Here is a 12,998-nt window from a genome sequence, read left to right on the forward strand (position 1 = left end):
CCATGAAAACCTACAAAAGAAATCAACCATTATTTACTCGTTTGGGAACAGTGGCGAATTACACAGTGCTTGCTATGTGTTCACTAATTGCTTTATACCCTTTTTGGTATGAGATCGCAGCTTCGTTCAGCAGTAGTAGAGCCATTACAGCGGGGGAGGTGTCCTTATGGCCAATAGAATTCAATACGGAAGCCTACCAGCGGCTTTTCCAGGATGGGCAGCTCTTCGTAGCCATGCGCAACACCGTACTGGTAACTGTTGTGGGAACAGCGCTCAATATGGTACTTACTTTATTGGCCGCGTATCCGCTTTCTAGACGAAGACTGATGGGACGCACGTCCATCCTCATGTTCATCACATTTACGATGTTGTTCGTTTCGGGTGTAATTCCGAATTTTATACTCGTAAAATCCTTAGGTCTTATGGATACGTACTGGGCATTATGGCTGCCTGCTTTAATAAGTACGTATAACATGTTCGTGATGAAAACGTTCATGGAGGGCTTACCAGAGGAACTTGAGGAGTCTGCAGCTATCGACGGCGCAGGCGATTGGCGAATTTTGGTGGGGATCATCGTACCATTATGCAAGCCGATTTTAGCTGCTCTTTCCCTGTTCTATGCGGTGGGCTGGTGGAACTCGTATTTCAACGTATTGCTTTATGTGACCAAGACGACCATGCAGACGCTGACGCTCAAGCTCTACCAAATGATTCTGCAGGTGGATCAGAGTTTGCTCGACAATACCTCTGGAAGTGAGGGTGTGGCTAATGTAGTCCTGACGCCAGAAGGCATCAAAGCGGCTGCCATCGTCATCGCAGTTACGCCAATTCTGGTAGTCTATCCGTTCCTTCAGAAACATTTCGTCAAAGGAGTCTTGATTGGATCGGTTAAAGGCTGATATCATGGGGCAAATAGCCCTTGGTATAGATACTAAACTATAAGGGGATGAATTCATTGAACAAGTCTAACCATGTTTGGAAACCAGTTCTTGCTGCAAGCTTGTCTTTGGCGGTACTGGCTGCCTGTAGTTCGAATACGGGAACGACCGAAAGCAGCTCGACTGCGCCACAAGGCAGTACATCAGCTGCGGCAACACCGGCAGGACCGAAGAAAGAAATCAGCATTTCCACGTTTGATCGAGGTACAGTAGCCGCAGAAGAAGGCAGCTATGAGGATAACCGCTGGACGAAATGGATCAATGAAAATTCCCCTGCGAAAGTGAATTGGGTGCCAGTTCCCCGAGCGCAGGCCCAACAGAAGTTAAGCACCCTGGTTGCTTCTGGCAGTGCGCCAGATCTCATCTGGGAGTATGATCGCAACTATATTGCGCAATTAGCCAACCAAGGTGCCATTCAGCCCATTGACAGCTATATTGAGAAGTACAGTACGACATTGAAAAAGTATCTGCAAGAACATCCTGAGCTGAAATCTGCCATGACGATTAATGGTAAAATGTATGCAATTACCAGCAGCAGAAGTATTGATGGTATTGCCAACCATGCCATGTGGATTCGTCAGGATTGGTTGGATAAACTCGGATTAAAGGCACCAACGACAACGGAAGAATTGATTGAAGTGGCTAAAAAATTTAAAGATGAGGACCCTGACGGCAATGGTAAAGCAGATACCGTACCGATTGCGTTCAATGGTAATGCTGTGCAAATTATCAGAGCGTTCTTTTCGGTGAATGAGAATCAATGGTATTTGGAAGACGGCAAAATGAAATTTGGTAGAACGTTGGATCGCTACAAGGATTCCATTGCATATCAGAAATCGTTATTCGATCAAGGTTTATTGGATAAAGAATATATTACGGATAGCAACTTTCAGCGAGCGCGCCAATTGTGGACGACGGGCAAATCAGGTATTTATATGAGTTCTTGGAATATGCAAAATGAATTTATAGATCTAAAGAAAAACGTGCCGGATGCGAAGATGGTTCCGTTAGAACCGGTAACTAGTAAATATGGAAAAAATGGCTTGTATCAGGAGCTGCCAGCGAATATTCTTGTCGCGTTTAACAGCAAGATGAAGGAAGATAAAATTGAAACAGCTGTTAAATTCCTAGATTGGATGATGGAAAAAGGGGATATGTCACTGAAGTACGGCGAGGAAAACGTTCATTACAAACTGTTGGATGGGAAGATTCCTCAAGTTCTGAACGCTGATAAATCCCGTAAGGAAGTATCTTATGCATATGAGTACGCAATCGTATCCGATTTCAGCTTAGTTCCTGAGTGGTTCCCGGTTATGGCTGCACAAGATGCTGTATCCCAAGAATATGCCAAAATAAAAACGCAATCTTTGAATACGGCCCTCAAAAATAAATATCGCAGAGACATTGCCTTTAATCCGGATCTTCCTGAAGTCAGTCAATTAATCGCAACCTTCCATCCGATTGCAACGCAAATTGAGGTGAAAGCTGTAACAGGCGGCAGTGCTTCAACCCCAGAAACTGCGATGGAAGAAGTGCGCAAAGAATGGAAGCGACTTGGCGGGGAAAATGTGGAGAAGCTGGCCCAAGAATGGTATGAGAAGAACAAAGAGTTTTTGAAATAATACACGTGTAAAAATGAATCTTTGGGAAGGCTGCCTGCTTATACAGGTTGACCTTCCCATTATTATTCTTTTAAAGGAGGGACTTCCCAACATGAACGTACATGTACAGAATTCTGATTATAAAGAGTTATTAATAAAAGCCATTAGAGCAAAAGAAAGTGATTATGATCCCCAGATATGTATGCTTCGTCGCCCCTTTCATAGTCCAGGGTATCATACCTCATTAACAGCTCAGGATTACCCCACGATTCATCCGACTTATCCTTCATTGCTCTATGCGGTTGGCTTGTTAAATACGGAAATAGCGGAATACGAGGAGAGGGCCTGCGATATTATAGGTCGCGTGTTAACCTTACAAGATCGTGAGCAGAGTCATGATACCTACGGAATCTGGCCTTGGTTTTACGAAGAACCACTGGCACAGATGGCTCCGCCTGATTGGAATTGGGCTGACTTTTGCGGAAAAGAACTGCTGTTAGCGATGCTGCGCCATGGTCATAAGCTGCCTGAATCGTTGAAGAGACGAATCCATGAAGCGGTCTGTTGTGCCTCTGACGCCATTATCAAACGGAACGTGGGTCCTCATTATACGAATATTGCCATCATGGGAGCATTTGTGACTTTAATCGCGGGTGAGTTGTATGAACGGAAGGATTATGCCGATTATGGGCTGGATCGATTGGAAAAGCTTCAACGCTATACAGCAAAGTTAGGGACATTTCAAGAATTCAACAGTCCAGCGTATTCCATTATTGCCATTGTAGAGCTGTCAAAAATTCATACATATTCTACCCATTCTCGCGCAAAGTCCATTGCCACTGAATTATTGGATTTGGTATGGCGAATGGTTGCAGAGCACTATCATCCAAGCTCTAGGCAATGGGCAGGTCCACATAGCCGCAGTTATAGCACATTGCTAAATAATAGAGCGCTTTCATTCTTGCAGATAGCTACAAGCAACCAAATTGTTTTCTTAAACCAATGGGATTTAGAATATGATTCAGAATGGTTTGGCAGCGGAATTCAATGCCCAGAAGCTTATGTGGGGCTATTTACTGCGAATAAGAAAAGTGATCTCAGTCAATTGTATTATCGAAATGAGGAGACTGGCTTTGTGAAGTGGGCAGACACTTTTCTTACTCCAACGTATACAATCGGCGTGTTTCGTCATGAAATTATGTGGAATCAAACAAGAGGGATGGTGGCGTATTTCGATAATGGGGAACATAGCACTTATCTGCAAATGCGTTGTTTGCATGACGGATATGATTACTGCTCAGCAGTACTCCAAACGGCAGCAAGCAGCAGTCAACTACTGCTCGGAGTGAATTTTCTAACGAATGGCGGGGATACACATCCCAATTTGGATCGTATCCAAGGGAAGATAGCAGCGACTGATTTCCGGATTCGCATGGAATTTGGCGGTTGCTTGGAACGAGTAAGGCTAGAGAAACAAGGTACTAAAGCGCATGTGATAATTGATGGAATGGTATTGCGATTCGAAAGTGTGTATGCCGTCTTTGAGGAGTCGGAAGAAACGCAATCACCATGTGAAGAAGAGTTGTTCAGCTCATTGGCAGGTTGGGATTGGGAAATAAGCAAAGAAGGTGACATATACGGGTTAGACTTGATCATTCATCGTGGAGAGAAACGTACAATAGACTTTATGGCTTTGAACAAAGCAGCATTTCTTTTCTCTCTATCCATTGGCGACTTGGAGGGGGTACATCCTCAAATAACGTTATTGGAAGAAGCTGACCAAGTGACGGCGAGATATGTTGACGATATTGCCGATCGAGCGACACAGCAGTTGACGATTTCATTGAAGCCGAACGATAAACATCCGAACTAAGCGATAAAGCATTTTGCAGCAGGGATTTTTCTCTGCTCGAAATGCTTTTTTTTATGTTGAATGGAGTGACCTCATCATGCTTCAGGTTACATCTTTTAAGGTGAACATAAGCAATCTGCTAAACGATAGTCGATTGAACAGGATCGAAAGAAATGCCACGTCATATAAAAAGTGTCTCTTGTGATTTTGTTCGTATTTGACTAAGTTAATTTCAGCATCCAGTTGTGATCATTGACCAGAGAGGACGTGTTAAAACGTGGGTTGATACAACGGTAAGATCAAATGACATGTCGGTCAGGTCAATCGTTCGAGAAAGGGAGTTCTGTGATGAAGCGCCTAAAAAAAATATGTTCCATCCTTTTCGCTATGATCATTTTCATACAAGGTTTGGGTATGGCTTCGATGAGTCCTATGACCGCACAAGCGGCTGACTCCGTTTCACCAAAGTTGCTGAGCGGTAATATTCTAGGTGACTTGTTCCCTGCGAATACAACTGTCATGAATACAGGAGCCTCATATACCTGGCAGCAAGATGGGCTTTATGCAACGGAATCCAATCTTGTCGCTTCAGATTCTTTGGCGGATAAAATGATGGACGGTTCTGTAAGCGTTGTCAGTTCGGCTAGTCAATCTGGAGAAGCTTATGGGACAGTGGTCTATGACCTGCAAACTGTAAACCGTCTTACATCCTTGCAGGTGTGGTCAGATTTTTCAGCTGCAAGCGGATTGAAACAGGTAGAGATTCATGCAAGTCTCGATGGCATTAATTACAATCGTGTTGCGGTAACTGAGAGTGTATATGGCAATGACGCGGGCATTGTACCTGTGAGCAGCGAGATGAAACCTGCCCCCTATGCCAGATATGTAAAGGTTGTGCTTCATAAAGATCCAGCCAAGCTTATGATGAGTATCGCGGAAATTGCCATTTGGGGTGATGCTGTTCAGGAGCCGGCGATTCTGAGCAATAATCAATTAAAGACCGGTGGTTACTACGGGGCGGGGACGCCGAAGTTGGATACGAAAGCGACGTATAAATGGCATACGGAGCAACCTTTTGTGACACAAGCAGGATTACTTGCAACGGATAATGAGGCTGGCGCGAAGAACGACGGCAGTGCAGGCGGCTTGCCTGATCTCATTGATGGCTCAAGTACAGAGTCGACAGCCGATACAACAGCCAGCATGACAGCAGGTTCGCAAGGTCAATACGGAACCGTCACGTTTACATTAAATGACGTATATCAGATCGGTTCGATTGATGTCTGGTCCAAAGCGAGCAGCGCAAACTTCATGGATGGTTATGAGGTGCTGTTAAGCTTGGATAACATCAACTATTTCTCCAGCGGTTACACGGCCAATCCGAACAATCGATACGCAGATGCGATGCTCAATTCGCCCTCCTACGGCATTCCTGGCAAGCACGCCAAGTATGTCAGAATCGTCATGCATAACGCCAACGATTCCGATCGGTTAATTGCTGGCGAAATTGCGATTAAGGGTTGGAGACTTTATGATGCGACACTTGTCAAGAAAGACATGCCGGATCTAGTTGAACTCGCCACGACTATTAAAAATTACAACACGTTGTATCTCGATTGGTCAGCCTATAATTCGGTGGTCAATAAAGTAAATAAATACAGTATCTATATACAGAAGAATGACTTCACATCGACGAATGGGCTTGCCGCTCGGGTGACAGCCGAAAATGGGTCAGTCGAACAGAAGGGGAAATTCCTGCTCGTTTCATCCTTAGAGCCAGCGACGACGTATTACATAGCTGTAACGCCAACGAGCACAACTTCGGGCGAGCGTAAGGATGTCAGCACAATTAAAATAACGACGCCTAGTGTCCTGGGCGGGGAGAAGATTGGGGACATTTTCGCTATTAATGATACACCCTACGGGGGAGGAAATTATGTTCATCACGGGGATAAAGAGGAAGAGAATATCATCCGTAAGCTTATGCTCATGCGAAGCATTGAAGGGATTAATTTTAATCGGTGGTGGATTCATGATTCTTGGGTTAAAGCATTCTCGAATACATACGGAATCGGGTTCCACACGTTTTACCATGGTCCTCAAGATGTACCCATGGAAAATAAGCAAGGGACCTGGACCTTCTCTACCGTCAATGAGCCTGATCTGAAAGGGACGAATCCTTCTGCTCTCGCCTTACAGTTTAAACAAAACCATGAGAGCCTGAAGGCAGTAGACAACCGAAATTTACTTATTGAGCCTGCGTTAGGCGGGACTGAGCCAGCAAGTATGACTTGGCTTGAGAATTTGTATAAGTCCGATGGCCAGAACGGCGCTTTAGTAAAAACGTACTTTGATGTTCTTGATGTGCATCCTTATGTGAAAAATCATGAAGGTAGTCTGCCAGGTCTCGTTCCAGGTGCCCCGGAAATGCTAATTGGGAAAATAAATGAAATCGATGCGTTGAAAGCTAAATATGGCGATCAGCCTAAGCCCGTCATATTCAGTGAACTTGGATGGAGCACCTATACAGGAAACGGCTATCTTCGACCTGTAGATAAGATAACGCAACGTAATTACTTAGCTAGAGCCTATATGCATGCAATTGCTGGCGGTATTAAGCGCATGCATTGGTACGATTTCCAAGATGACGGAGTCGATCCGACGAATCTGGAACATAATCTGGGCTTGATCGATTGGTATGGCGTTCCGAAGCCAAGCTATTATGCCTATTATGCGATGGCAAAAGTGTTGAAAGACGCCAAGTTTATTGGACCCAAAGCGAATGTTGATCATCCGTATTATGGATATGAATATTGGCATGAAGGGAAAAATCAGTACATTACATCGCTATGGGCTGCTGATGAATCTACCAAAACAGCCACTTTCCAAACGAAGGATACCAGCCTTACTGTTGTAGGTATTGATGGGAGTTACTCTTACTTACCGGTTAATGATGGGATTGCGAGCTTAACAATTAGTGGTGCACCTGTTTTCATATACTCGAGCACGGGCTTGGAAATCTCTTCGATTGATGATTCCTTTGTATTAAAAAACACTTCGGTGGATGTCAGACGTGGCGATACGCTCCATACGGTTATTCAACGTTCTGGCTTGGGAGCCGAACTGAATGGAAAGATTCAACTCATGGGCCCATCCGGTGATTGGAAACTCGAAGGTGAAGCAAGCTTTACTGCAGGAACAACGGCGATTCCGGTTGCTATCCCTATCCCACTTAACGCGGAAGAGAAGGTTCATGAGGTTACGATTCAAGTTATCTCGGGTACGTCACTCATTGCAGCCATGAAATTGAAGGTCAACGTACTAGAGACCGTCAAAGTTCGTATTGTGCCTGAGGTTGCAGTGCCTGGAAAATGGAATGAATGGAATACAGCAATCTATGTAGAGAATGCGACTGCTGACAAAGAGCTAACCGGTATCGTTCGAGTTACGGACGCGGTATATCTAACCCTAGACCAAGGAAGCCCAATTACTTTCAATCGCTTATTGCCAGGTGAAATTACGAAGATCACCGTGCCGATTACCTCTCTTCCAGAACAAGCAAGAGCCAAATTGAAATTATCCATTGATTTGGATAATGGATTTACGAAGATTGTGGAAAGACCGTTTAATTTTATTGCAGCTGTAAACGACCAGACAGCGCCAATTATCGATGGCAAGCTATCTGAGGAAAGCTGGAGTAATAGCATGCCCATCGTCATTAACAGACCAGATCAAATTAAAAACATAGTCAACTGGGGCGGTGAAGCTGATTTAAGCGGCAAGGGCTTCCTGAAGTGGGATATGAAACAGCTATACTTCGGTATGGAAGTTCAAGATGACAAGCATTATCAAGTAGGAGCTGGCGGTGATCTGTGGCAAGGGGATAGCATCCAATTCGCCATTGATACGGGAAGAGAAGGCGGAGTCGGCAGCTCAGCCAACAATGAGTTCGGCATTGCACTTGGCGAACAAGGGCCGATGGTTTGGAGATGGCTCGCGGCTAACGGCAAGCCAATTGGGGAAATGACGACTGTGCAGTCAGCTGTTTATCGAAGCGCCATCGCGACTACCTATGAGCTTGCGATTCCTTGGACAGAGCTACTGCCTCCAGGTCGTACAGTGACGGACAAAGACATTTTTGGCTTTTCGATGCTCATCAATGAGAATGATGGAACAACCCGCCGAGGTTGGCTTGAATACATGAGCGGTATTGGTTCCAGTAAGAACACGCAGTTATTTGAGGATCTCATATTCAGCCAAATTCATGCACCTGAAGTTAAGGTGACTGGCGTGAAGCTTGACCAACCGACAGTGACTTTGAACAGAGGGCAATCCATGGTTCTGAAGGCAACTGTACTTCCGAGCGATGCAACCAACAAACAGGTTCGGTTTACAACCAGCGATCAAGCAGTGGTTAGCGTATCGCAAGAGGTGTATGGCTTGCAAGCAACGGTGACAGGTGTCTCAGCTGGAACGGCAACGGTTCGTGTGACGACCGTCGATGGTAGCTATTCGGCGACTAGTCGAGTAACCGTTCAGTTACCTTCAGGTGAAAGTAATGTGCCTTCAGGCGGGGGAGCATGGATGCCAGCGCCAGATCTTCCTGAGATTCAGGCTGGAACGATCCGCTTCACAAACCCAGTGCTGAAGCAAGACGGAACGGTTGAAATTGAAGTCCCTATGGCTTCCTTGGAGAAAGCGATAGAAGGAGCATTATCATCTGATCGAACGCTTATCATCGATATTGCAAAAGTGACAGGTGCCAAGAAATTTCAGCTTAAGCTCCCTGCATCCATTCTTGACATAGCTCAAAAGAATCATATCGAAAACATCCAATTCCGAACAGGGTTGGCGACGATAGCTTTGACACCTGATGCATTGTCGGACCAAGTGAAGTCGAACTCAGCTGTTTTGGAGATTTTCGTGGAGGAGGTTCGTTCAGATGCTCTTACTGGAGCAGCGGGTTCTCGTGTAGGAAACCAAGCTGTATATGATTTTAAAGTCATCCTAGATGGGATTAGCATTCATTCGTTTTCCCGCAGAGATGCGGTTCAGATCTCGATGGACTATACGCTCGCACCAGACGAGAACGGCGATCAAATCATTGTGTACCACATCCTAGACGGTCAGACGCTTGAAGTGATGAAGAATGGGAAATATGAGGCCGCAACAGGTCAAGTCACTTTTACGACAAATCATCTTAGCTCATATACAGCCTTGTATACGCATGTGACTTTCTCGGATCTTCAGGATGCCGTGTGGGCGCAAAATAGCATTGAATCATTGGCAGCAAGAGAAATCGTAAATGGTCTCGAAAGTGATCGGTTTGCTCCGAATGAACAGGTTACGAGAGCCCAGTTTATTCAGATGCTGATGAATGCCTTCGATCTGACAGAAGCGGATGCTGCAGCGAGTTTCAGCGACGTGAAAAAAGACGATTGGTTCTACAAAGCAGTGGCAAGCGCTCAGAAGTTGGGAATCATCCAAGGGTATGAGGATGGGTCGTTTGGTGCCAATCAACCTATATCAAGACAAGATATGGCGGTTATGGCATCTAGAGTAATTATGTTAGCAGAGATTGAGCTTCAGACATTGATCGATCCTGTGCGTTTCGATGATCAGCTAGACATTGACGCTTATGCTCAGGAAGCAGTTAAGTCGATGCAAGCGGCTGGTATCATTAACGGATTAGATGAGAATCGATTCGCACCGGATAGGAATGCGACACGTGCACAAGCTGCAAAAATCATTTATGGCCTGTTATTTATGTGAATTTGAATAGGGTCGGTAACCAAAGTTCTCAGATGGTATACCGACCCACTATCTAACCATCCAGAAAGGAGCTTTGCCATGCGTATTACGAAAAAGAGTTGTGCTCTGATAAGTGCGTTTGTATTTCTTCTTGGCTCGGTTTCCGTAGTGTTCCCTGCTAGTCAAACCGTACAGGCGGCAGTCAACCAAAAGCTGCTAAGTGGGAACGCAGTTGGAAGTGAATTGTTTCCTACAGATACGCCAGCAATTGCAACAGGTGCGTCTTATACTTGGCTGTCCGAAGGGACACATGCGACGGAGCCAGGTCTCCTTGCATCGGATGAATCAGCATCACCAGATATGACGGATGGTGGTAACGGCCCAGATGACAATGCCAGCAATTCGACGGGGAGTGTGGTAGGAGCGGCGGCATACGGAACACTCATCTATGATTTGAAGTCCGTATTGAAAGTATCCTCTGTTACCGTATGGGCGGACACGAACAATCAGAGTGGTATGGATCAGTTTGAGGTATACGCCAGCTATGACGGTTTAACTTACAATCGAGTCGGGGTTCAGGAGAACACGAATGCGCAAGATACGGGTTTTGCTCCTGTTTCACTTGCCATTAAGCCTATAGTCAATGCGCAATATATCAAAGTTATTATGCATAAAAATCCGAACAAGCAAGTCATGAGGCTAGGTGAAGTGGCGGTTTATGGAGATGCGCTTGAGCCTATGGCGATACTCAGCAATAACTATTTAAGAGCTTCCGGTACCTACAATACGACCAAACCGAAAATTGCAACCGGTGCTTCCTACTCGTGGTTAACCGAAAATCCCTTCATCACAGATGGCGATTTAATCAAGTTTGATAACGATGGATCCAAGAACGATACGGTAGGGGGACAGCCGGATTTAATTGACGGATCTAGCACGGAATCGGATGCAGCTTCAACGACTAACTCGATCTGGGGCTCCAAAGGGAAATTCGGTGCAGTTGTATTTAACTTAAATGATGTGTATCAAATTGGGAAAATTGACGTATGGACCTTGGCATCGGGCGGGAATAAGTTCATGGACGGGTATGAAGTGCTCGTCAGCACAGATGGTGTGAATTACACATCCCTTAGTTACACTACGAATACAAGCAGTCGTACGGCCAATGTGTTCGTGAATACACCGAGCTACGGCGTTCCTGGTCAGTTTGCCAAATATGTCAAAATCATTATGCATAACGCAAATAATTCGGAAATCCTGACGGTGGGAGAAATCGCCATTTGGGGGTGGAAGCTTTATGATGTGTCACTTCCTAAGCAGGCAACACCGGATCAAGTAGAGTTCACGGCTAAGCTCAAAAATTACAGCACGATGTATCTGGATTGGTCCAGTTACAACAGTGTGGTTAATAATGTGAACAAATATAGTGTCTACGTGGAGACATCTCCTTTTACAAGTACATTAGAATTAAAGCCTAAGTTTACAGCTGAAGCAAAGTCCATTGAACAATTAGGCAAATTTCTACCCTATTTCGCTTTGAAGCCAGAGACAACTTATTATGTAGCAGTGACCCCCTTCCAAACGACGGGTGTTGAAAGGCGCGATGTGCAAACTTTGAAAGTCACGACACCATCTGTACTTGGAGGTGAAAGTGTCGGAGATATATTCGCTATCAATGATGCTCCCTATGGGGGAGGAAACTATATGCACCATGGTGAGACGGAAGATCTCTTTTTGATGACAAAATTGCGTTTGCTTAGAGATCTCGGAGGTATGAATAAGAACAGATGGTGGGATCACAGTAATGCCATGAAAACCCTGTATGGTAAAAGTGGATTGAATTTCCACTATTTCTATCATGGACCGAGTTATGTTGAGGCGGATAATAATGGAGGAGCCTATACATTCTCGACCTACAACGAACCTGATCTTGCCAATCGAAATCCGGCTTCTGTAGCAGCTCAACTTAAGATAAACCATGATAGCTTGAAAGCCATCAACAGCAAGAGCTTACTTGTAGAGCCTGCACTTGCGGGTCTCGATCGTTTAGATCCCACCAAAGGTTTGAATTGGCTGGACGATTTCTATAATTCCGATGGGCAGAACGGTGCTTTAGTGAAGACCTATTTCGACGTCATGGATGTCCATCCTTATGTCAAATATGAATATCCAGCTGTACCTGGACTTGATCAAGGTACTCCGGAGAAGCTTCTCGATACGCTGAAGCAATTGAAAGACACGATGACGAGCCACGGTGATGGAGACAAACCGATTGTTATTACGGAGTTAGGGTGGAGCACTTACACAGGCGGAAGCTACTTGAAAAAAGTAGATCGTGCGACCCAACGTAATTATTTGGCTAGAGCTTATATGCATGCCATTGCAAACGGCATTCGTACCATGCACTGGTACGATTTTGCCGATGATGGCACGGAGACGAATAACTTGGAGCATAATTTAGGGTTGATCGACTGGAATGGTAAGCCCAAGGAGAGTTATTACGGTTACTATACACTGATTAGAGTGTTAAAAGATGCAAACTATTTAGGTGTGGTACCGGGCATTGCCAATCCTTACTATGGCTATCAATTCTGGGATGAGAATAAGAATAGATACATCACATCTTTATGGGATGCCAGTTGGCAAACAACAAGTACCACTACACGAACAGCCGCTATAGAGACGACTGAACCAGGAGTAACGATTGTTGGCATTGATGGAAGTTATAAATATGTCGCTGCAGTTTCGGGAGTTGTAAGTGTATCTCTCACAGGAGCACCTTTGTTTATCTACTCTCTGGCGAACGTAACTGTTAATTCCATTAATTAATGGATGATTATTCCTCCTGAAGGTCGT

At 45.0% G+C, this 12,998-nt stretch carries 5 protein-coding genes; all 5 read left to right on the top strand.

Features of this window, described 5'->3' with window-relative positions:
- The first annotated feature begins 2 nt into the window (after positions 1-2).
- The 5 genes from HQN88_RS20090 to HQN88_RS20110 all read left to right on the top strand — a co-directional run bounded on the left by HQN88_RS20090 (position 3) and on the right by HQN88_RS20110 (position 12,971).
- On the top strand, positions 3-899 hold the full coding sequence (locus HQN88_RS20090) for a carbohydrate ABC transporter permease (RefSeq protein WP_173115836.1): 897 nt from the start codon (positions 3-5) through the stop codon (positions 897-899).
- Between the two features lie 56 nt (positions 900-955).
- Positions 956-2,560, top strand: coding sequence for an extracellular solute-binding protein (locus tag HQN88_RS20095; RefSeq protein ID WP_246320351.1), 1,605 nt, complete (start codon positions 956-958; stop codon positions 2,558-2,560).
- Between the two features lie 91 nt (positions 2,561-2,651).
- On the top strand, positions 2,652-4,412 hold the full coding sequence (locus tag HQN88_RS20100; RefSeq protein ID WP_173115840.1) for a hypothetical protein: 1,761 nt from the start codon (positions 2,652-2,654) through the stop codon (positions 4,410-4,412).
- A 327-nt stretch (positions 4,413-4,739) separates the two neighbouring features.
- Entirely contained in the window at positions 4,740-10,163 is a 5,424-nt protein-coding gene (locus HQN88_RS20105) for an S-layer homology domain-containing protein (RefSeq protein ID WP_173115842.1), read from the top strand.
- 78 nt (positions 10,164-10,241) lie between these two features.
- Positions 10,242-12,971, top strand: a complete 2,730-nt coding sequence (locus tag HQN88_RS20110) for a discoidin domain-containing protein (RefSeq protein ID WP_173115844.1) — start codon at positions 10,242-10,244, stop codon at positions 12,969-12,971.
- The last annotated feature ends 27 nt before the right edge of the window (positions 12,972-12,998 follow it).

It is taken from the genome of Paenibacillus qinlingensis (assembly GCF_013204845.1).
In the GTDB taxonomy this organism is placed as follows: domain Bacteria; phylum Bacillota; class Bacilli; order Paenibacillales; family NBRC-103111; genus Paenibacillus_E; species Paenibacillus_E qinlingensis.